At 41.9% G+C, this 24,036-nt stretch carries 10 protein-coding genes; all 10 read left to right on the forward strand.

The features are described from left to right. Window positions 1-98: 98 nt before the first annotated feature. The 10 genes from DEO27_RS08945 to DEO27_RS08990 all read left to right on the forward strand — a co-directional run bounded on the left by DEO27_RS08945 (window position 99) and on the right by DEO27_RS08990 (window position 24,029). A complete protein-coding gene (locus DEO27_RS08945; RefSeq protein ID WP_112570636.1) occupies window positions 99-2,465 on the forward strand; it encodes an ABC transporter permease in 2,367 nt (788 codons plus the stop codon). 96 nt (window positions 2,466-2,561) lie between these two features. Then, the gene (locus DEO27_RS08950) at window positions 2,562-4,946 is read left to right on the forward strand and encodes an ABC transporter permease (RefSeq protein WP_112570638.1); all 2,385 of its coding nucleotides are present in this window, start codon (window positions 2,562-2,564) and stop codon (window positions 4,944-4,946) included. Between the two features lie 239 nt (window positions 4,947-5,185). After that, window positions 5,186-7,576 carry an ABC transporter permease gene (locus tag DEO27_RS08955; protein ID WP_112570640.1) on the forward strand — a complete coding sequence of 797 codons (2,391 nt, stop codon included), beginning with the start codon at window positions 5,186-5,188 and terminating at the stop codon, window positions 7,574-7,576. 72 nt (window positions 7,577-7,648) lie between these two features. Beyond that, entirely contained in the window at window positions 7,649-10,069 is a 2,421-nt protein-coding gene (locus DEO27_RS08960) for an ABC transporter permease (protein ID WP_112570642.1), read from the forward strand. A 108-nt stretch (window positions 10,070-10,177) separates the two neighbouring features. Then, a complete protein-coding gene (locus DEO27_RS08965; RefSeq protein WP_112570644.1) occupies window positions 10,178-12,601 on the forward strand; it encodes an ABC transporter permease in 2,424 nt (807 codons plus the stop codon). A gap of 188 nt (window positions 12,602-12,789) precedes the next feature. Next, on the forward strand, window positions 12,790-15,165 hold the full coding sequence (locus tag DEO27_RS08970) for an ABC transporter permease (RefSeq protein WP_112570646.1): 2,376 nt from the start codon (window positions 12,790-12,792) through the stop codon (window positions 15,163-15,165). Between the two features lie 161 nt (window positions 15,166-15,326). Then, on the forward strand, window positions 15,327-16,364 hold the full coding sequence (locus DEO27_RS08975; RefSeq protein ID WP_112570681.1) for a DUF4097 family beta strand repeat-containing protein: 1,038 nt from the start codon (window positions 15,327-15,329) through the stop codon (window positions 16,362-16,364). Between the two features lie 203 nt (window positions 16,365-16,567). After that, complete coding sequence (locus DEO27_RS08980; RefSeq protein WP_112570648.1) at window positions 16,568-18,988, forward strand: ABC transporter permease; 2,421 nt, start codon at window positions 16,568-16,570, stop codon at window positions 18,986-18,988. Between the two features lie 84 nt (window positions 18,989-19,072). Then, window positions 19,073-21,490 carry an ABC transporter permease gene (locus tag DEO27_RS08985; protein ID WP_112570650.1) on the forward strand — a complete coding sequence of 806 codons (2,418 nt, stop codon included), beginning with the start codon at window positions 19,073-19,075 and terminating at the stop codon, window positions 21,488-21,490. 70 nt (window positions 21,491-21,560) lie between these two features. After that, window positions 21,561-24,029, forward strand: a complete 2,469-nt coding sequence (locus DEO27_RS08990; protein WP_112570652.1) for an ABC transporter permease — start codon at window positions 21,561-21,563, stop codon at window positions 24,027-24,029. The last annotated feature ends 7 nt before the right edge of the window (window positions 24,030-24,036 follow it).

Below are 24,036 nucleotides of genomic sequence, written 5' to 3' on the forward strand. Positions count from 1 at the left end.
AAGTCATTGGCTGCGCGTCATTTAGTCATTTTGAATGGCCGATTATGTAAGCAATAAACAACGACTTAATGACCAAATGACTTAATGAAATAATAGATATGTTTAAGAATTATTTAAAAATCGCGTGGCGAAGCTTAATTAAGAATAAGCTGTATTCGGCCATAAACATTGGTGGTTTAGGCGTTGGTATGGCGGTGAGCTTTATGCTGCTGCTGTATGTTTACAACGAGTTTACCTATGATGGGTTCCATGAAAATAAGGACAGGTTATATTCTGTTTTGCGTAACCAGCCCTCTAACGGCGAAATATATACTAACGGTTCGACCCCGGTACCGGCCGCAGCCGCGCTGCAAAAAGATTACCCTGAGATAGAATCCGTTGCGCGTTCAACCTGGGGAGGCGACCAATTGTTTAATTACAATAACAAACCGCTTAAAATAAACACGTTAGTGGCCGATGAGTCATTTCTGAGTATGTTTACGGTGCAATTTGTAAAAGGTAATAAAAACGATGTTTTCAAAGATCCATCGTCGATTATCCTGTCCGAATCGGCAGCCAAATCAATTTTCGGCGATGCAGACCCGATGGGGCAAACCGTTAAGGTTAACGCTAAAACACCTTTAAAAGTAACAGGAATATTTAAAGATCTGCCTAAAAACTCACGTTTCCGGTTTAAAGCCTTTGAATCGTGGAAAAAGTATGAAGCCGATAATCAATGGGTAAGGCAGTCAGGCTGGGGCAATTACTCGTTCCAGACCTATGTACTGCTGAAACCGGGCGTCGATTTAGATAAGCTCAACAAAAAGATCAATAAGGTAGTTGAACGGTACGATCCTAATAACAAGGAGAACCAATTGTTTTTGTATCCTTTTGTAAAAGGTCATTTGTACGGGCAGTTTAAAAACGGGGTAAATACCGGCGGGGCAATTGAGTATGTACGCTTGTTCCTGTTTTTGGCGATAGGTATATTATTGATTGCCTGTATCAATTTTATGAATCTCTCAACCGCCCGTTCGGAGCGCCGCTCGCGCGAAGTTGGGATCCGAAAGGTAGTAGGTGCCCGCAGGATAGCTATTATTCAACAGTTTTTAGGCGAATCGGTACTTACTGCATTTCTATCGTTCATCGTAGCTGTTTTAATTATGATGGCTACCATCGGTTATTTTAACGAAGTAATTAATAAGCAACTGATCATTCCATTTACCAATGCCTGGGCCTGGGTGGCTGCCATCTTGGTAACCCTGTTAACCGGTGCGCTGGCCGGCAGTTACCCCGCTTTGTTTTTATCCTCGTTTAAACCGGTTAAGGTTTTAAAAGGGATGCATAAAACCGGGAAAAAAACACTGCATTCAAGGCAGGTGCTGGTTGTTGTACAGTTTGTATTTGCTACCTGTCTGATCCTTTCAAGCATTTTGATCTATAAACAAATTACCTATATTAAAAACCGGCCGGTAGGGTATTCCCAGAACGGATTGGTTGAAATTGACCTTGAAGAAGGTATGGTTAAATCGTTTGATAGTTTCAGAAATGATATAATCGCTTCGGGTGCCGCTGTTGATGCCACAGAGGTATCAGGTTCCATAGCCAGTGCCAATAGCAGTAGCTGGGGTATTAATTGGCCCGGGCAATTGCCTGGAGAAGACAAAATTCCAATTGATCAGATCGTTACGTCGTTCCATTTCATCTCAACCTACAAACTCGAGTTAGTCAAGGGGCGCGATTATATTCCCGGTCGCATGGCCGATTCTTTATCGCTCATTATGAATGAGTCGGCTGTTAAGTTGATGCGTTTAAAAGAGCCACTCGGACAAATTGTAAAATGGCAGGGACGTAATTGCACGGTAGTAGGGATAGTGAAAGATTTTGTTTGGGGATCGCCATATGAACCGGTAAAACCGGCTATTATAGGTTTTGATAAGAACTGGGCAAACCAGATCGGCATCCGTTTAAATCCTAACGCACCTGTATCAAAAAGTCTGGAAGCCATAGGTAAGATCTACAAAAAATATAATCCCGAATTCCCTTTTGAATACAGGTTTGTTGATCAAAGTTTTGCCGATAAGTTTGATGATGAAAAGTTATTAGGTTCGCTGTCGAGTTCATTCACGGTGTTGGCTATCATTATATCCTGTTTAGGTTTATTTGGCTTAGCCTCGTTCTCCGCTGAGCAGCGCAAAAAAGAGATCAGCATTCGCAAGGTACTTGGTGCCAGCATCAGCAGCTTATGGTTCAACCTGTCGAAAGAGTTTTTAATACTTGTGGTTATATCTTTTGTTATTGGCTCGGCACTAAGCTGGTACAATATGAGCAAATGGCTGCAACATTATACCTACCGTACAGATATGAGCGCCTGGGTATTTATCGCCACTATCGGGATTAGTATGATCGTTTGTTTGCTCACCGTAAGTTGGCAGGCTATCAAAGCAGCACTGAGTAATCCTGTTAAAAGTTTGAAGAACGAATAATCCTGTCATTAGGTCATTGCTCCGCGTCATTAGGTCATCGATTGGTAGTGGGCAATGAACAATGACTTAATGACCCACTGACTTAATGATATAACCATGATAAGAAACTATCTGAAAACCGCCTGGCGTAACATTGTAAGCAATAAGTTTTACACCGCCATTAATGTGATAGGCTTAACTTTTGGCCTTGTAGTGGGATTGTTTATGCTGCTTTGGGTGCAGGATGAATTGAGTTTTGACAGATTTAATAAGCAAAGTGAAAACCTGTATCGCATTAGTATAGTTGGCGGCACTGATGTAAGCAAGCAGATATTTACTGAAATTATAGCGCCGGTAACAACGTTTGCCAAAAACGAGATCCCCGAAGTTAAGGATGGCGCGCGTATCATGAATATAGGCAGCGCATCATTCAGGTACAAGGATAAGATTTTTGAAGAACCCGGTGTGGCGTTTGCCGACCCGTCATATTTCAGTGTTTTTAATTTTCCGCTGTTGGAGGGCGATGCTAAGCATCCCTTCACTGATAACAATTCGATAATAATAACTGAAAAGATTGCCAGAAAATATTTTGGAGATAATAACCCAATTGGTAAAACCATTACCCTTGGCCGTAATGATGTTTTGAATGTTACAGGTGTAGTTTCCGATTATCCAACAAATTCAAGTATAGGTTATAATATATTATTGCCCATAAGCCGTTTCAATAATGAGGCCTATGTTAAAAATAGAACCAGTTATAACGGCACCAGCCGTATCAACTCGATGGATGCCGACTGGGTTAATTTTAGCTTTGAAACTTATTTATTGCTCAAGCCAGGTACCAATCTGCATAAATTAGAAAAACAGCTGCGGGCAATCCACGAGCGTAACAAACCGGATGACGCGCCGGTTCCTTACCTGGCACAACCTTTCCTGAAAATGCATTTGTACAAGGCTGACGGTAGCGATGGTGGCATGTCGACTGTACGCACGTTTGCCATCGTAGCAATCCTGATTTTAGTTATAGCCTGTATAAATTATGTAAACCTTTCAACGGCCCGTTCTATGCTTCGTGCCAAAGAGGTTAGTATGCGTAAGATCATTGGCGCAGGTAAAATGCAGCTATTTTTTCAGTTTATAGTCGAAACTACATTGTTGTTTGCTATTGCTACCGCGTTTGCTATAACCTTAATGTATGCGCTGATGCCCGCTTATAACCAATTTTCGGGTAAAGAATTGCAGCTTTCTTTAAATAGCTATCAGATATGGCTTTATATTGTATTAACGCTTGTTGGCACGCTTGTGGCTTCAAGTGTTTATCCTGCACTACTGTTATCATCGTTTGAGCCATTGAAAGCCCTTAAGGGTAAGGTTACTACCGGGATTGGAAACGCCGCCTTTCGCCGGGTGCTGGTTGTTTTGCAGTTTACCGTTTCGATAGTGCTTATTATTGGTACGCTGGTTATAGGAAAACAGCTCAGTTATATCCGTAACCGCAATCTCGGGTATGACAAAGAGAATGTACTAATGTTTGGTATGCAGGATATCAAACCGCATTATGACGCCGCCAAAGCCGAATTACTAAAACAGCCCGGAGTATTGGCCGTTACCCGAAGCAGTAGCAACATTGTTGATTTTGATGGGTGGACAGGCGACAATGATTGGGAAGGCAAGCCTGCAAAAGCAAACCTTATTTTTCATCCTATTTTTGTTGATCAGGATTATATAGGCTTTTTTAAACTTAAAATAAAGGAAGGGGCAGCATTTACGGGTGCGGTTGCAGATAGCACTCACTTTATAATAAACGAAACTGCCGCATCGGCAATGGGCTTAAAGGATCCAATTGGTAAAAGTATCAGGATCCAGAGAACGAAGGGAACTATCATAGGTGTGGTGAAGGACTTCAACTATGCCTCCGTGCGAAAAAAGATTGAACCTGCTGTATTATGCTATCGTCCCGATCAGTGTTTCCGAATGTTTATCAAAACAACCGGCAGCGACGCTCAAAAAGCCATCGTTGCTGTACAAAACACCTGGAAACAGTATAATAATGATTTCCCACTTGAGTATACGTTTCTTGATGAAAACTTTAGCCGTTTATATCGCAGTGAAGAACATACGGGTTCATTGTTCAACGTATTTTCGGCCCTGGCAATTGTGATCTCATGTCTTGGTTTGTTCGGGTTGGCAACCTATTCGGCCCAGGTTAAAACGCGCGAGATTGGTATCCGTAAAGTACTTGGTTCAAGTGTTGGCGGAATTATCCGTTTATTGGCCAGCGAATTTGTGTTGCTTATTATCATTTCAATCCTGATAGCCGTACCGATAGCCTGGTATTCGATGAGTAAATGGCTACAGGATTTTGCTTACAAAATAGATATGACAGTTTGGATATTTCTGTTGGCCGGAGGTGGTGCAACACTAATTGCCCTGGCTACCATCAGCATTCAATCCATAAAAGCGGCGCTGGCAAATCCGGTAGAGAGTTTACGCTCTGAATAATGAGTAGGGGTAAAAGGCTAAAGGTAAAAGGTGATTTCAAAATAATTTGATTTCAACTTTATGGCCTTTAGCCTTTTGCCTTTAGTTCTTTTACCTCGAAAATATCGTTCACATCCGTACTGCAAGTGTTCCATTACCGAACGGTTTTAAATTGATGTGTTTTATTTAACTATTTGATTTTTAATATTTTAAATAATTGGTACATGTTTTACTATTTTAGATGTATAAACCGTTTACCTATGTTACGTAATTACATCAAAATAGCCTGGAGAAACCTCATCAAACACAAGGTTTTTTCGTTTATCAATATCTTCGGCTTAGCTACCGGTATTGCTGCGTTCTGGCTTATTAGCCTTTATGTTGTTGATGAATGGAGTTACGACCGTTATAACCTTAAGGCCGATCGTATTTTTCGCGTAGTGCAACATGGTACCTGGAATGGTGGTAAATTCAATCTTGCGGTTACATCACCACCTTATGCGCCTGCTTTAAAAAATGATTATGCCGAAGTGGAAGATGCAATTCGCATTGATGCGGAGGGCGGCGGCAAAATAACCTATGGTGAAAAACAGATCAACGAAGGTGGGATGTTGTTTACCGATAAAGGTTTCTTTAACTTGTTTACCCATCACTTTTTATCGGGCGATCCCAACACCGCTTTAAGTAAACAGCAAAGTATAGTACTCACTAAAACCCTTGCCGAAAAACTATTCGGGAATGCTGCTGATGCTCAGGATAAAACAGTACTTATCGAAAATAGTCCAAATACCGTTACCGGGGTTATTGATGATGTGCCGGCAAATTCTCAGTTTACTTTCAATGCTTTGAGGTCGCTACCCGAGGCATATACCGATACCTGGGCTAATTCACACATCTATACTTATGTATTGCTGAAAAACCATGATGATTTTAAGAAGATCCAGGCTGGTTCAGACGCGTTTTTTAATAAATACTTGAAAGGCGCACTTGGTGCTATCCAGTTCAGTATGGAACTGCAACCCTTAACCTCAATTCACCTCAATTCGAATCTCGATTATGAGTTGGGCAGCAACGGCAATATCACTTATGTATATGTATTTGGCGCGGTGGCGTTGCTGATACTGGCCATAGCAGTAATCAATTATGTTAACCTTACCACAGCGCGTTCATCGATACGCATAAAAGAAATTGGCGTGCGCAAGGTTATCGGCTCAAGCAAAAAGCAACTGATCACGATGTTCTTTGCCGAATCTGTTTTGTTTACCCTGATAGCTGCGCTCATCGCCTCGGTAATGGTACAATTCCTGTTGCCTTATTTTAACCAGCTTTCGGGGAAAAACTTGGTGCTGTTACAGTTTGGTTTCAGCACAACGGTCATCATATTTGGCTTATTTGCTTTGGTAACCGGTGTTTTGAGCGGTTTATATCCGGCTTTGTTCTTATCCGGTTTCCGGACTATCGCTGCCATGAAAGGCCAGATGGGCAGCCAGGCTGCAACTATATTGTTCAGGAAATCATTAGTGGTGTTCCAGTTTGTAATTACCATTGTTATGATAGCCGGCTCATGTATCATTTACAGGCAGTTACATTATGTAATGAACAAGGACCTTGGTTTTAATAAAGCCCAGACACTTACTTTTCATATCAGCGATAAATCAGCCCGGGGAAAAATAGCCGCTATTAAAAGTCAGCTGTTGCAAAATCCGGCTGTTGAGGCTGTAGGTATTGCAGGGAATCCTATTGGTAATAATGACATAGGCTCAGATTATTTTAACATCGGTTCGGATGGAAAAGCCAATTCTGAGTCAAAAGTAGTGGAGAACCTGATTATCGATGAGGATTTCATCCCAACCTTACAGATAAAACTGGCTAAAGGACGCAATTTTTCTCCGGATATGAGTACAGACAAGCAGGAAGCCATCATAGTAAATCAAACGCTGGTTAACGAGATGGGTTGGAAAGATGCTGTCGGTCGCTCAGTAAGGGTAGGTTTGGATAATAATGGTAACGTGATCAGCCGGAAAATAATTGGTGTAGTTAAAGATTTTAACACCTATTCCTTACAACACAAGGTAGCGCCCATGATGCTGTATCTGCCGTTTACAGCCAATGACGAGGACAATATGTATGTTCGCATCGGCAAAAATAATATCCCCGCAACGCTTGATTACATCAGCAAGATCTACGGCAAGTTTGATATGGAAAACAAAGTTGAATTCCATTTCCTTGATCAAAACTTCGCCAGGCAATATCAATCAGAACAAAAACAGGGTAACATCCTGCTCATATTCACCATACTCGCTATCAGCATAGCCTGCCTCGGCTTGTTCGGGTTGGTAACCTTTACTGCCGAGCAAAGGGTAAAGGAAATTGGCATCAGGAAAGTTTTAGGCGCGAGTGTAACCTCAATAGTTACCCTGTTGTCAAAAGATTTAATGAAACTGGTGTTGATAGCCACACTGATAGCATCGCCTCTGGCCTGGTATGGCATGAGTAAATGGTTGCAAAGCTTTGCTTACCGGGTTGATATTAACTGGTGGATCTTTGCTGTAGCTGGTATCCTGGCAGTCATCATTGCTTTTGTAACCGTAAGCATACAATCCGTAAGGGCTGCAAATGCTAACCCGGCTAAGAGCTTAAAAAGTGAGTAGCAGTTTGCAGTGGCAGTAAGCAGTTATGCAACTTAACACCAATGAACTAATGAACAACTGAACCAATGAACCATGTTTAGAAATTACCTTAAAACAGCTTTCCGTACCCTGCGCAAAAACGTGGGGTTTACGGTTATAAATATACTGGGGCTTGCACTTGGGCTTGCTACCTGCCTCATGATTGTACTTTATGTAGCCGACGAACTGAGCTATGATCGTTATAATGAAAAAGCCAATCGCACGTATCGCGTTAATGAAGACCTGAAATTTGGTAACAATAACGTATTATATGCGGTAGCAATGCCTCCGTTAGCGCAGGCTTTAAAAACAGATCTGCCGGAGGTTGAAGAGGCAACTCGCCTTAAAGTTGCCGGTGGTTTCCACGTTAAAAAAGGAAATGAAAGTATCCTGGAGTATGGTAACGTTTATGCCGACCCATCGATATTTAACGTATTTACCCTGCCGATGGTCAACGGCAATCCGGCAACGGCTTTGAAAGAGCCTAACACCGTTGTTATCACCGAATCTATTGCCAAAAAGTACTTTAATAGCACTAATGTGGTAGGTAAAACGCTGGCTATTGACAACAACCAGTTATTAAAAGTTATCGGGGTGATCAGGGATTTACCAAAGCAATCGCACTTTCATTTTGATTTTTTTATATCGATGATCACCTGGCCGGATAGCCGTTCGGGTGAATGGTTAAGGAGTGATTATAACACCTACGTGGTATTAAAACCAGGTACAGATTCTAAATTATTTGAGAAGAAATTATCCGCCTTACTAAAAAAATACAGTGAAGGGCAAATGCAAACCGCTTTGCATGTGAATATTGCCGATTTTGAGAAAAGTGGTAGTTATTTCAGGCTTAACCTTACCCCATTGACCGATATCCATTTGCACTCAAATCGTACCGGCGAGTTAGGCAGCAACAGTTCGGTACAATATGTTTATATATTTTCGGCTATTGCCATATTTATATTGCTTATAGCCGGTATCAACTTTATGAACCTTTCTACAGCCCGTTCGGCTAACAGGGCCAGAGAGGTAGGGGTACGCAAGGTTTTAGGTTCACCGCGCAAATACTTAATAGCTCAGTTTCTAACCGAATCGGTAATGGTGACACTGGCCGCTGCCGTTATCGCTTTTTTTGCAGTGCTACTGCTTTTACCGTTGTTTAACCAGGTATCGGGGAAGGAGATGGTTGTTGGCTCGCAAACATTGGCCTGGTTGCTGCCTGCTTTGCTGATTATTGTGCTGGTGGTAGGTTTCGCTGCCGGATCATATCCTGCATTTTTCCTTTCTGCATTTCAGCCTATTAACGTGTTAAGCGGTAAACTGGCCGGCGGATTTAAAGGTAGTTGGCTCCGGAGTGTATTGGTTGTTTTCCAGTTTTCTATTTCCATATTCCTCATTATAGGTACTATCGTTATTTATAATCAACTCAACTATATCCAAACCAAAAACTTGGGTTATAATCGTAACCAGGTGCTTGTTATCGATAACGCATTTGAGCTTGGCGGACACGCTAAATCTTTTAAAAATGAGATAAAGCAATTGCCAGGCGTGGTTAACGCTACTTTAACAGGTTATTTACCAACCGGAAAAAACAGGGGAACATCTATATTTTACAAAGAAGCGGCATCCGACCAAAAAACGGCCTTGTTTCCGCAAAGCTGGCGGATAGATGCTGATTATATCAGCACCCTTGGTATGAAGATATCTGCCGGTCGTGACTTTTCTGCCAGTATGCCAACTGATTCAACGGGCCTGGTGATCAATGAAACAGCGGCCAAGTTCCTGGGTTTTACTAATCCGGTTAATAAGATCCTGTATCGCAATATGGATGGCAACAGGGATCATATCAAACCTTATCATATCATAGGGGTTGTAAAAGATTTCAATTTCAACTCGCTGCGGGAAAATATCAGTCCGATGATTTTTTTAATGGACGAAGACACCGGCAACCTGAGCGTTAGGGTGAGCACCGCTAATTTACCGGCCCTTATCGACCAGATAAAAACTAAATGGCAGGGCATGACCCAAAGCCAGTTTAGCTACTCCTTTATGGATCAGGACTTTGATGCCAACTATCGCACAGAGCAACGTACCGGTACCATAGCTATTATATTTACAGTGCTGGCCATTTCTATTGCTTGCCTTGGTTTGTTTGGCTTAGCTGCTTACGCTGCCGAACAACGCACTAAAGAAATAGGGATCCGTAAAGTACTGGGTGCAAGTGTATCTGCCATAGTAAACACATTATCAAAAGATTTTATAAAACTGGTGCTGATCTCTATCGCTATAACCACACCTTTAGCCTGGTACCTGATGAATAAATGGCTGCAGGATTTTGCCTACCGCATCAGCATACAATGGTGGGTACTGGTATTGGCAGGTGCAGGGGCATTGCTGATAGCTGTTGTTACAGTAAGTTTCCAGTCGGTAAAAGCAGCCCTGGCAAACCCGGTTAATAGTTTAAAAAATGAATGATTTTTTAGTCATTGGGTCATTTGCTTCGCGTCATCAAGTCATTGAGTGGCTGATGAGCACTGAAAGATGTAAATGACCTAATGACTCAATGACTTAATGAAATAAACCATGTTTAAAAATTACCTTAAAACCGCTTTCCGCACATTGAAAAAAAATGTGGGATTTACCGCAATTAATGTTTTTGGTTTAGCTCTTGGGCTGGCTACGTGTTTACTGATTGTATTTTACGTAGTTGATGAACTGAGTTATGACAAGTTCAACACAAAGGCCGATAGAATTTACCGTGCCAATATGCAGATTAAGTTTGGTGGTATCGACCAAACTTATGCATCCTCACCGGCACCGTTGGGTGCCACTTTTCAAAATGATTATCCCGAGGTTGAACGGGCCTGCCGTTTATTACAGCGTGGTGGCTACAACGTAAAAAAAGGCAATCAGGTCATCCACGAAAATCGTGTGGTTTTAGCCGACTCAACCTTGTTTGATGTATTTACCCTGCCAATGGTAGCCGGCGACCCTAAAAAGGCGCTGGTGGAACCCCATACTGTAGTAATAACCGAAAGTACAGCCAAACGTTATTTTAACACAACGCAGGCTGTAGGTAAAACTTTCACGTTTGATGAAAGGGAGCTTTACAAGGTTACCGGCGTAATCAGGGATTTGCCTAAGCAATCACATTTTCATTATGATTTTTTCGTGTCGATGGCATCGGCGCAGGAAAGTAAAGAGAATGCCTGGTTCAGCAACAACTTCAATACCTATGTACTACTCAAACCGGGTGTAGATGCTAAAAAGTTTGAGGCCAAATTTCCTGCATTAATGCGCAAATATGCCGGTCCGCAGTTGCAGGATATTTTGCATCTCAATTTCGATTCGTTTGAAAGTGCAGGTAACAGGTATCAATTGAGCCTTGCGCCATTGAAAGATATTCACCTTAAATCAAACCTCATGTCGGAGCTTGATCATAACGGCAATATCCAGTATGTATACATTTTTGGCGCGGTGGCTATCTTTATATTGCTGATAGCCTGTGTCAACTTCATGAACCTTTCAACCGCCCGCTCGGCAAACCGTGCCCGCGAGGTAGGTGTGCGTAAGGTGCTCGGCTCAAGACGTAAATCGCTTATAGCCCAGTTCCTGTCAGAATCTATTATGGTAACCTTTTTGGCAACCGTAATCGCGATGCTGATAGCTTACTTCCTGCTACCGGTATTCAATAATATTTCGGGTAAAGCTATGGAGCTTAGCGTTGGCTCATTGGTTTGGCTGGTTCCCGCATTACTGCTTACCGTTTTAGTGATCGGCTTTTTGGCAGGTTCATATCCGGCGTTTTTCCTTTCGGCATTTCAGCCTATAGATGTTTTAAAAGGTAAACTGTCATCTGGTTTCAAGGGAGGTATGTTAAGGAGCTCGTTGGTGGTATTCCAATTTTTTATCTCCATCACGCTCATTATCGGCACATTGGTTATTTATAACCAACTTAAATATATCCAGAATAAAGATCTCGGCTATAATCGCAGCCAGGTATTGGTTGTGCATGGTGTATATGATCTTGGGGCGCAGAGCAAAGTATTCAGGGATGAAGTAAAACAATTGCCCGGCGTAATGGGGGTAACCATGACCGGCTTTTTACCAACTTCCGATTACCGTAACAGCAGCAGTGTTTTCCAGGAGCGTGCCCTTGATCCTAAAAAAGCAGTATTAGCACAGACCTGGGTAGTGGATGACAGTTACCTTTCCACGCTCGGCATCAAGTTAACTAAAGGTCGCAATTTTTCGAGTCAGATGCCAACCGATTCGGCAGCTATGATTGTCAATGAAACCGCGGCAAAACTGATGGGGGTAAAGGATCCGCTTAATAAACCTATGTATTTGCCTATGGATAACATGGCCAAAACATTCAAGGAATATCATATTGTTGGGGTGATTAAGGATTTCAATTTTGCTTCCCTGCGTAACAACGTTACCCCGGTTATATTGATGTATGGAGAAAATACAGGCGCTTTAAGTGTAAAAGTTAATGCAGCTAATATTACGGCTTTAATGGGCATGATTAAGGATAAGTGGAAATCCATAAAGCCGGGTAAGGAGTTTGAATATACATTTATGGATGAGGATTTTGATTCATCATACCGTGCTGAGCAACGCATGGGTACTATATTCATCATTTTTACCAGTTTAACCATCATCATTGCTTGTTTAGGCTTATTTGGCCTGGCAGCTTATTCAGCCGAACAACGTACTAAAGAAATAGGGATCCGTAAGGTGCTTGGTGCCAACGTAGCTGCCATTGTGGGCATGTTATCAAAAGATTTTATCAAACTGGTTGCTATAGCTATAGTAATAGCTGTTCCGGTGGCCTGGTTTGCCATGCAGCAGTGGCTTCAGGGTTTTGCCTACCGTCAAAATATACAATGGTGGGTAGTGGTACTGGCCGCGGTTTCAGCAGTGTTGATCGCTTTTATAACCATCAGTTTTCAATCAATCAAAGCAGCATTGGCCAACCCGGTGAGGAGTTTGAAGAATGAGTAGCAGTAAGGGATTAGTGGCAGTGGCAGGATGCAGTAAGTAAGGAGTTTGAGGGATGAGTGGCAGCTTGCAGCGGCAAATGGCAGTTAGATAATTGGTAATTGAGTTATTTACTTCGTGTCATTGGGGCATTGGTTGTCCTGACCCATTATAAAATGACTTAATGACTCAATGAAATAATGATATAAAATATGATAAGAAACTATTTAAAAACAGCTTGGAGGAACCTTTATCGGAATAAGGCTTTTTCATTGATCCATGTTTTAGGGTTAACCATGGGTATAACCGTTTGCCTGATGATATTCCTGTATATCATGAACGAGTTTAGCGTGGATAATTTTCATAAGCAAGGCAAAAACATATACCGCGTAATGCGTGGTTTTGATAAGTCAAAACCGCCTACTTCATACCTGTCGGGACCTTATGCACCTGCCATGCTGAATGATTTTTCGCATGATATAAAGATGGCTGTACGGGTTTCACCGCAGAATAACCTGATATCTTTTGGAGAAAAGTCATTTAATGAAAAGAAGGTTTACGCGGTTGATTCCAATTTTTTCCAGCTGTTCACTTTTCCGTTACTTAGGGGCGATGCTACTTCAGCCTTGAATAATCCTGGCAGTGTGGTGCTTACCGAAACTACCGCTAAAAAGTATTTCGGCAATATTGATAACGCTATGGGCAAGGTGGTAAAGATGGATAAACACGTGCAATTAAAGGTGACCGGTATTGCTAAGGATGTCCCTTCAAATTCGCATCTTGATTTTGATTTGGTGATGCCGATATCCAATTATACCCATGACCCCAATTTTAATGTTTGGATCAATAATGGCTTGTTTGTTTATCTGTTGCTGAATGAGCATAGTAGCCCCGCGAGGTTAGAAAGCCGCTTCCCTCAATTTATGGAGAAATATATGGGGAAAGATATGGAGCGTTTTGGCGCCAAATTTAACCTGAGCCTAAGACCTTTTAAAGATATTTATTTTGAAAATGCCTCATCGTTTGATGCGGTGAAACACGGCGATAAAATGGTTGTGTTTATTTTTATTTCGATAGCAGTGCTGATCATGATCATCGCCTGTATCAACTTTATGAACCTCGCCACCATCCGCGCTGTTGAACGCTCCAAAGAGGTTGGCATGCGTAAGGTATTGGGCGCTTTGCGAAATCATTTAGTATGGCAATTTATCGGCGAGTCGTTGTTGCTGGCACTCATTTCGTGTGCGCTTTCGATAGGTTTGCTTTTTCTGCTGATGCCATCATACAATAGTCTGTTGGGTTATGCTCTTACCGTATCATGGAACAGCGCGCCAATTTACCTGTTTCTTTTAGCCGTTATTTTATTTGTGGGTTTCCTGGCCGGAAGTTACCCTGCTATATTCATGTCTGCGTTTTCGCCTATTGAGGCTTTAAAAGGAAAGCTTAAGCTGGGTAAAGGCGGAGCTTTCTTCAGGCAATCGCTGGTGGTATTCCAGTTTAGTATTTCGGTATTACTGATCATTGGTACCATCGTGATCGTTAACCAGATGCGGTATGTGAAAAACAAATCGCTGGGGTACGACAAAGAACAAACCGTTATTGTGAAAATAGATAATAACGACATCTATGATCACAAGCAAACATTTAAACATCAGCTGCAAAACTCAGATTATGTAAAATCGGTATCCCTGATGTCGGGCGAACCGGGTGGTTTTTTTGATATGCAGGGTTTTGAGGTTGAAGGACAGCACGAAACATTCAAGTCCAGATCGGAATTTGCCGATTTTGAATACGTAAAAACGTTTGGACTGAAGATCGTTGCCGGCAGGGATTTCTCGCCACAGTTTGCAACTGATACCACCAACTCGGTATTGATTAACCGCACGGCGGCTAAAGAGCTTGGTTTTACGCCGCAGCAGGCCATCGGCAAATGGGTTAGAAACACAGTGCGCGATAATAATCGCCGGACAATCATTGGCGTAGTGGAAGATTTTAACTTCCTTTCGCTTAAAGAAAACATGGATGCGCTCATCATATCTCCAAGCGAAGACAGGCGTGTGGCCGTTATCAAATTAAAGCCTGGAAATATACAGGCAGGTTTGACAGCTATCAAAAACATCTACGCGGAAGTTGCACCGATCTATCCGTTTGAGTTTAGCTTTCTTGATCAGCAATTTGATACCACGTATCGCAATGATATCAGGCAGCAAACTATGTTAAGTATATTTTCAGGCTTGGCAATATTTATAGCCTGTTTAGGTTTGTTTGGCTTGGCCTCGTTTACCGCGGCTAAACGTACCAAAGAGATCGGCGTTCGTAAAGTGCTGGGATCGTCGGTACAAAATATCCTCATCCTGATATCTAAAGACCTGCTGAAACCGGTTCTGTTGGCCACAATAATTGCTATCCCCTTGGGATACTATTGCATGGATAAATGGCTGCAGAGTTTCGCTTATAAAACACCCTTACACTGGTGGATTTTTGCTTTGGCGGCTTTACTTACATTTGTAATAGCGGTGGTTACCATTAGCTTCCAGTCGCTTAAAGCGGCATTGGCAAATCCAATCAGGAGTTTGAGAAGCGAGTAGGCCAGTTGGCAGATAGCAGTGGCAGTTTGCAGTTAAAATATTCCCCGAGCCCGTGTCCTCACGGGCTTTTTTGTGCTCTATAATGATAAAATTATTTTCACCGCCATGCAACGTATCTGTTAATGGCTTGGTCTTGTATATATAAACCAAATATCATTATTATGAAAAAGTATTTACTCGTGTTATTCATTGCCTGTGCAGGCGGCAGCGCTTTTGCTCAAAATAACCAGAAAACACCATATCTAACCAAATCGCTATCCGGCCAGTCAATTAAAGATGTGTTTGTTAATACATCGGGTGGTAGCATTACTGTTAGCGGCGCGTCTGGCGAAGAACCAAGGGTTGAGGTTTTTATACAGGGCAATAACGGCAATGGCGACCTGCCGAAAGAGGAGATCAAAAAACGCCTTGACGAGAATTACGATTTAAGTATCGACGTCAATGGCGGCGAGCTTCATGCTAAAGCCAAAACCAAAAAAGATAATAACTGGGATTGGAAAAGGTCATTAAGCATATCTTTCCGTGTTTATGTACCCGGCAATGTGGCAACCAATCTAAACACCAGTGGCGGCAGTATCCATTTGGATAATTTAACCGGTATACAGCAATTTGAAACCAGCGGTGGCAGCCTGCACATGGATAAAATTACCGGTACTATCAAGGGCCGTACCTCCGGCGGTAGTATCCACGTAAGCGATTCAAAAGAAAACATCGACCTGCAAACTTCTGGTGGCAGCATTGAAGCCCGCAATTGCATGGGGCATATCAGGCTGGAAACATCGGGCGGTTCATTGCACCTTGATGGTTTAAAAGGCGACATCAAAGCTACTACCAGTGGTGGTAGTATCAGCGGTAACAAAATTGATGGCGATTTCATGACCGGTACTTCAGGCGGTAGCATTAACCTTACTGATCTGTCATGCAGTCTTGATGCTTCAACAAGCGCAGGTAGTTTCCATGCCCAGTTTTTAAGTGTAGGCAAATCAGTGAAAATTGACGTAAGCTCGGGCCATGTTGATCTGCAATTGCCATCAAAACAAGGCCTGAACCTTGATATACGTGCCGATAAGATCGAAACTAATCTTGGTGATGGTTTTTCAGGAAATAAAGATAAAGAAAGGGTAGAAGGCAAACTTAACGGCGGTGGCTCATTAGTTGAAGTACGCGGCAGTAACAGGGTTAATCTTACTGTAAATTAATAAGGATAACAATGATATTGTAAAGGCCTGTTACTTAAATTAGTAACAGGCCTTTTGTATTAACCGGAGTGTATCATAACCGTACACAAGGTGTTACGTCTTCGTACAGTTTGGGTTTTAAATAAATTGCAACTCATTGATAATAAGTTGTTTTGTTTATTGGTATGCATTTTAAAACCATAAAATAGGTTAACCGTACACTCATGATCAAAAACTATATTAAAACCGCCTGGCGGAGTTTAAAACGCAACAAGATATTTTCATTTATCAATGTTTTTGGCTTATCGGTGGGTTTAGCCTGCTGTATGTTGATCTGTGCCTATGTGTACAGCGAGTTAAACTACGATCAGTACCCGGCTCAAGCAAAACAAATGTATCGTGTTGGTTTACGTTCCATCGAAAATAATGGCGTAAGCGAATATCCTTTGGTGGATATTGCGGTAGGACAGGGTATCAAAAACATGTTTCCCGAAGTAAAGGAAACCACAAGGCTTGCCGGTCGCGGGCCGGTTTTTATCAAATATAACGACAGGCAGTTCAAGGAAGAGCATGTGCAAATGATAGATGCCAATTTCTTCCGCCTGTTTTCGATCCCTCTGATTAATGGTGATGATAAAAACTGCTTTACCGATCCTAACAGCATGGTGATTACCAAGGCTATGGCTACCAAATATTTTGGCAACCAGGAAGCCGTTGGTAAATCACTTATTATTGATGGTACGCCTTACAAGGTAACCGGTGTAATTGACAAAATACCGGATGATTCGCATTTCCATGGTGACGCGTTTTTGAATATGGCCCCCTTTGTTGAAAATAGAAAACAGACCTGGAGCAATATTGGCTATTTTACCTATATAGTACTAAATGAAAATGCCGATGCTAAGAAGCTGGAAGCCGCTTTCCCGGAGATGGTGCGGAAATTTGTGGTGCCCGAAATTGCGCACGACATGGGCACAAGCATAGCCCAGGCAAGCAAATCTGTAAATACTTTCCAGTTTTTCCTGCAGCCGCTAAGCGATATTCACCTGCATTCGGCAACCAAATATGAATTGGAGCCCAATGGCGATATTCATTATATATATATTTTCGGGGCACTGGCTGTTTTTATACTGATATTGGCCTGTATTAATTTTACCAACCTGTCTACAGCAAGTTCGGCTAAGCGATCAAAAGAAGTAGGGATCCGTAAGGTACTCGGCTCAGAAAAAAGCGGACTGGTTTCTCAGTTCCTTACGGAATCGGTTATGCTAACCTTTTGGGCGTTGTTATTGGCCTTAGGTATGGTATACCTGTTATTGCCATTATTTAACAACTTAGCCGGAAAGCATATTGAACTTGCATTTTTCCTGAGCCCTAAAGCTTTACTTATCGAATTGTTTACCGCTTTTGTTGTGGGTATCTTGGCCGGTATTTATCCTGCGTTCTTCTTGTCGTCGTTCCAAATCATTGCCGTATTGAAAGGCAACGGCGCTACCAAAGCCGAAGGAAAAGGTGTTTTACGCAGCGGATTGATCGTTTTTCAGTTCGCGGTATCAACAGCGCTTATCATATCAACTTTTGTGGTGTACCAGCAACTGCATTATATGCAAAATAAAAAGCTGGGTTATGATAAAGACCAGGTATTAGTAATTAACGATGCCTACACACTGGGCAATAACGCGGATGCTTTCAGAAATCAGCTTTTGCGTAATCCGCAGGTGTTAAATGCTACCATATCAAGCAGTGTGCCGGGCAAATTAGCTGGTATTGACGGTACGCAGATTGACGCCAAAGAATTTGATGACAAAGGCGGCCACGCAGAAATCCATACCAATATTTACCATGTTGATGAAAATTATGTTCCTACTTTAGGTTTAAAAGTAATTAACGGGCGTAATTTCTATCCGTCGTTCCCAGGAGATTCCATGTCGGTTGTTGTAAACGAGGCCTTGGTTAAAGGTTTGGGCTGGAGTAATTCGAACCCCATTGGCAAAACCATCGTGCGTTCGGCCCGTTCGCAGTATAAGGTAGTGGGCGTAATTAAGGATTTTCATTATGCTTCGGCCCGGCAAAAAATTGCCCCGTTGATGCTATTATCAGGACATAGTACCGGCACTATTATTTTAAAGGTTAAGACAGGAGATATAAAATCGCTTATTGCCGGTATTAAAACCGAGTGGGACAATTTCAGACCGGAAGCTCCTTTCAGCTATTCCTTCCTCGATGAGCAATATGCTTCACTTTACGCTTCAGAACAACAGACAGGAAAGATATTTACCGTATTCTCCTGCATCGCTTTGGTTATTGCCAGCTTAGGTTTGTTTGGTCTGGCCGCGTTCATGATCAGGCTACGGGTTAAAGAAATTGGTATCCGCAAAGTGTTAGGTGCTTCAACCGGCAGCATTACAGTAATGTTATCGAAAGAGTTTTTAAGGCTGATTATCATAGCATCAATCATATCGTTCCCGGTAACATGGTTTGCTATGAACAAATGGTTACAGGATTTTGCCTATCGTATCAGCATACAATGGTGGGTGTTTTTATTAGCTGGAGCCATTGCGCTCATAGTAGCAGCAATAACCATAAGCTTTCAATCGGTTAAAGCGGCCTTGGCCAATCCGGTTAAGAGCCTGAGAAGTGAGTAGCAGTTGGCAGTGGCAGTTTGCAGTTAGCGGACTATACAAGTACCAATGAACTAATGAACAATTGAACCAATGAACTAAAAAGTCATGATAAAGAATTATTTACGGAGTGCCTTTCGCAATATTGCCCGGCATAAATTTATTTCGTTCATCAATATATCGGGTTTAACTATCGGGTTAACCTGTTGCCTGCTTATTTTAACTTATATAGTTAAAGAGCTTAGTTATGATAAGTTTAATCATAACGCCCCCAATATTTACCGTGTGAGCCGGAGCTTTAATACAGCCGACGGCATTGTTAACCTCCATTTGGGAGCAGTGGCACCGCCTTTTGGTCCGCTGTTAAAAAACGAGTTTCCGGATATTAAAAAGGTTACCCGGTTGTTTCCTAACGGAGATGTAGTTTTGCGTTATAAGGATAAGTTGCTAACCGAAAAGGGATCTTATTTTGCAGATGAGAACTTCCTTAGTTTTTTTGACCTGAAAACTGTAGCCGGTGACCCTAAAACCGCGCTTAGCGAGCCATATACAGTAATGATGACCGAGGATATGGCGCGCAAATACTTCGGCAACGAAGATCCTATGAACAAGGAGATAAGGCTTGATAATCAGTTTAACTTTAAGGTTACCGGTATTTTTAAACCCTTTCCGGCCAATTCACAAATGCACCCTCAAATGCTTATCTCATTTAATACACTAAATGATGATAAGGTTTATGGAAGGAATGCATTGGCGACCAATTGGGGTAACAACTCATTTTTTACCTATCTGTTGTTGCCCGATAATTATAATATTGATCGCATCAGCTCGCAGTTTCCTGCCTTTATAGATAAGTACATGAATTCTCCCGGCCAGCCGCGCCAGTCTAAATTCACACAGTTGCATATTCAAAGGTTCCTGGATATTCACTTACACTCGCATCTTGATGATGAAGTAGAGCAAAACGGGGATATAAAAAGGGTTTATATATTTTCGGCCATCGCTTTGTTTATCTTGCTCATAGCCTGTATCAACTACATGAACCTCTCGACAGCCCGCTCAACACTAAGGGCCAAAGAGATTGGGATACGTAAGGTGATAGGCGCGCAGCAAAAAGAGATCATTACCCAGTTTTTAAGTGAATCGGTATTGATCACTTATTTTTCACTTGCACTGGCCCTCCTCTTAACCTGGGCATTGTTGCCGCTTATTAACCAGCTTTCGGAGCTTGATTTGTCAATCACCAGTTTGTTTAAACCATCTATATTAACTGCGGTATTGTTGCTGCCTTTGGTTATCGGCCTTATCAGTGGTATCTACCCGGCTATATTCATGTCGTCATTTAAACCGATAAAGGTTTTAAAAGGAATCCTCAAAGTTGGGTCTGGAAATATCTCTTTTCGCAAAGTGTTGGTGGTTGTACAGTTTTCTATTTCTATTATTCTTATTGTTGCTACCACGATAGTTTTTCAGCAGTTAAGATACATACAGACAAAATCACTTGGTTTTAATAAAGATCACCTGGTTACCTTAAAAGGTATCCCGGCTAATCAGTTTGAAGCTTTCAGGGCAGATATATTACGCGACCCAGCCATAAAGGATATTGGCCGTTCATCGCGTATTCCATCAGGTCGGTTATTGGACGATCAGGGTGTTTCTGTTTTTGATGGCGATAAACCGCTACCTGTTAAAGCTGATATTAAATGCATCAACGCCGATTATGGCTTTATCTCAACTTATGGCATAAAGATGGCCGCTGGCAGAAACTTCAGTCGTGAGTTTGCTACCGATAGCAATAATTTTGTGATCAATACATCGGCAGTGAGTGTATTGGGATGGAAATCGCCTGAGAATGCTATTGGTAAGGATATGAGCTACGGCGGTGTTAAAGGAAAGGTGATAGGCGTGGTTAAAGATTTTCATTTTGAGTCATTACATCAGAATATCATCCCGCTGTTAATGGAGATGCCCTCATTTGCTAATAATAATTATGGAAAGGTAACTGTTAAAATCGATGGTAATCATGTTAATTCGGCATTAGCAACCCTTGAGCAAACCTGGAAAAAATATCAATCCGAAACACCGTTTGAATACAGCTTCCTTGATGAAAGGTTCCAAAAGTTATACAACAGCGAGCAGGAACAAGGCAACTTGTTTACCATATTTTCGTGCCTGGCTATATTCATTGCCTGCTTAGGTTTGTTCGGCCTTTCGGCTTTCACCATATCACAACGGGTAAAAGAAATTGGCGTGCGCAAAGTGCTCGGCGCCAGCATCCCGCAAATTGTTACTGAATTATCAAAAGACTTTTTAAAGCTGGTGATTGTTGCGGCAGTAATTGCATTGCCAATTGCCTGGTACGCCATGAGCAAATGGCTGCTTGATTTTGCGTTCAGGGTAAGTATCCAGTGGTGGGTATTTGTAATGGCTGGGGTAATAGCGCTGATCATTGCTTTTGCAACTATCAGTTATCAATCTATCAAGGCCGCAATGGCCAACCCGGTTAAGAGCCTGAGAAGCGAGTAGCAGTGTGCAGTGGCAGTAGGCAGTTTGAATGCCCCAATGAACTAATGAACAATTGAACCAATGAACTACCATGTTTAAAAATTATTTCAAAATCGCGTTGCGTAACTTTTGGAGGCATAAATTTTTCACGTTCGTCAATGTAATAGGCTTATCTATAGGCATCAGTTCGGCGCTGGTCATTTACCTCATTGTACATTTTGATTTTACATTTAATCAAAACTTTGATGATAGCAGCCGGATTTACAGGGTAGTTTCAAACTACACTTTCTCGGGTGAGGAAGCACATAACCGTGGCGTATCCGGGGCAGTTCCCGAAGCGGTGCGGAACAACGTGAGCGGAGTGGAGCTAACTGCGCCATTTTTTGAACTGAGCCAACCTAACGTGCTTGTTCCGGGAAAAGGTGGTGTACCTGTTAAGTTTAAACTACAAGATAACGTAATCCTTTCGGACGGTCGTTACTTCAGCATGTTTAAGTATAACTGGTTAGCCGGCTCGGCAAAAACAGCTTTGAACGCGCCTAATCAAACCGTATTAACAGCCGACCAGGCTACAAAATACTTCCCCAAACTTTCATACCGTGAAATGATTGGCCGGGTTATCACGTATGATACTATTAGCGCCGCCATTACCGGTATAGTTGAACCCTTAAAAGGAAATAACGACTTTGCTTTTCATGATTTTCTTTCTTATTCAACTGCAAAAAACAACAAAGCCCTTTCTGATGAGTTAAGGTTAGATGATTGGGGAGGTACTACCTCGTCGTCTATACTGTTTGTTAAGTTGGCCCCAAACGCTTCGGTCAGCAATTTTGAAAAGCAATTGAATCTTATTCTTAAAAAGAATAATCCCCCTAAACCCGAAAATAAAGGCAACTCACGCAATTTTACTTTACAACCGTTAAGCGATCTTCATTTTAATAATATATACTACACGTTTTCTTCAGGACGGGTAGCCGATAAGCCAACACTATATGGTTTGCTGGCCATAGCTGCATTTTTGCTTTTGCTTGGCTGTATCAACTTTGTTAACCTGACAACTGCACAAGCAACCCAAAGAGCCAAGGAAATTGGCGTGCGTAAAACCATGGGCAGCAGCAGGGCTCAGCTGGTTATCCAGTTTTTAAGCGAAACATTTTTTATAACCATTATCGCGGTAGTTATTTCTGTGGTACTCGCACCGGTTATATTAAAGTTGTTTAAAGATTTCATTCCCGAAGGTATCAAGCTCGATTTGCTGCATCAGCCCAACCTGTTCATATTCCTTTTTTTATTGACGATATTGGTGAGTCTTTTATCTGGCTTTTATCCCGCTGCTCTGTTATCGGGTTACAAGCCAGTCTTGGTACTTAAAAATCAAGCCTCATCAAATAGCAGTAAAACCCGAAATGCCTGGTTACGCAAATCGCTTACCGTTACGCAATTTGTAATAGCCCAGTTTTTTATAATGGCTACTGTACTGGTAAGTAAGCAAATTAATTATGCCCTTAAAAAAGATATGGGTTTTAAAAAGGATGCTATCCTGATCATTAACTCGCCGTGGAAAAACCGGACACATAGCAAAAATCAGGTATTTAAGAACAAGCTGCAGGCGCTTCCTCAGGTTAGTTTGATCAGTTTGGGTAAAGATGCACCTTCATCAAGTGGAACTAACTCGACGGAATCATCTTACAACGACGGTAAAAAGGAGATTAAAGTTGAGTTATATGAACGCATGGGTGATCCTAATTATATCAATGTATATGGGATAAAACTTTTGGCCGGGCGCAACATACAATACAGCGATAGCACCAGCGGACTTTTGATCAACAATACATACGCCAAAATTCTTGGTTTTAAAAGCCCAAATGATGCAGTTGGCAAATACATTGATAAGTTTAATGGAGATAAAAAAATGCAAATTGTTGGCGTAGTGAATGATTTTCACTTAGAGTCGATACGTTCGGCCATAAAGCCTACTTGCATTCATATTAACAATGGCTATTACAACAACGGCACATTTCATATCGCGCTTAAACCGCAAACTGCCGGCGGTAATGACTGGAAAAAAGCTATCGCATCGATGGAAAAGGCCTGGAAAGAAATTTATCCTGAAGATGATTTTGAATATCACTTTTTTGATGAAAATATTGCTAAATTTTATGATGCTGAGCAGCATACCTCAACACTGCTAACATGGGCTACTGGTTTATCAATATTTATCAGCTGTCTTGGTTTATTAGGTTTGGCTATTTACAATACCAATCAGCGCACCAAGGAGATAGGTGTACGCAAAGTGCTTGGCGCCACCGTAACACAAATAGTTACCATGCTATCAACCGAACTGGTATTGCTTATTGCACTGGCCTTTGTTCTGGTAACACCACTGGCCTGGTATGCTATGAACAAATGGATGGAAAGCTTCGCAGATCGCACTACCATAAGCTGGTGGATTTTTGTAATAAGCGGAGGAGGAATGCTGCTGACAGCTTTGATTACATCCAGTTTCCAAACCATTCGGGCTGCATTGGCGAACCCGACCAAAAGCTTACGTTCAGAATAATTTGTCA

Source organism: Mucilaginibacter rubeus, assembly GCF_003286415.2.
In the GTDB taxonomy this organism is placed as follows: Bacteria; Bacteroidota; Bacteroidia; order Sphingobacteriales; family Sphingobacteriaceae; genus Mucilaginibacter; species Mucilaginibacter rubeus_A.

Bases quoted from the DNA above. Each gene is read 5' to 3' on its own strand.
- DEO27_RS08945 (WP_112570636.1), top strand. From the start codon at position 99: ATGTTTAAGAATTATTTAAAAATCGCGTGGCGAAGCTTAATTAAGAAT.
- DEO27_RS08950 (WP_112570638.1), top strand. From the start codon at position 2,562: ATGATAAGAAACTATCTGAAAACCGCCTGGCGTAACATTGTAAGCAAT.
- DEO27_RS08955 (WP_112570640.1), top strand. From the start codon at position 5,186: ATGTTACGTAATTACATCAAAATAGCCTGGAGAAACCTCATCAAACAC.
- DEO27_RS08960 (WP_112570642.1), top strand. From the start codon at position 7,649: ATGTTTAGAAATTACCTTAAAACAGCTTTCCGTACCCTGCGCAAAAAC.
- DEO27_RS08965 (WP_112570644.1), top strand. From the start codon at position 10,178: ATGTTTAAAAATTACCTTAAAACCGCTTTCCGCACATTGAAAAAAAAT.
- DEO27_RS08970 (WP_112570646.1), top strand. From the start codon at position 12,790: ATGATAAGAAACTATTTAAAAACAGCTTGGAGGAACCTTTATCGGAAT.
- DEO27_RS08975 (WP_112570681.1), top strand. From the start codon at position 15,327: ATGAAAAAGTATTTACTCGTGTTATTCATTGCCTGTGCAGGCGGCAGC.
- DEO27_RS08980 (WP_112570648.1), top strand. From the start codon at position 16,568: ATGATCAAAAACTATATTAAAACCGCCTGGCGGAGTTTAAAACGCAAC.
- DEO27_RS08985 (WP_112570650.1), top strand. From the start codon at position 19,073: ATGATAAAGAATTATTTACGGAGTGCCTTTCGCAATATTGCCCGGCAT.
- DEO27_RS08990 (WP_112570652.1), top strand. From the start codon at position 21,561: ATGTTTAAAAATTATTTCAAAATCGCGTTGCGTAACTTTTGGAGGCAT.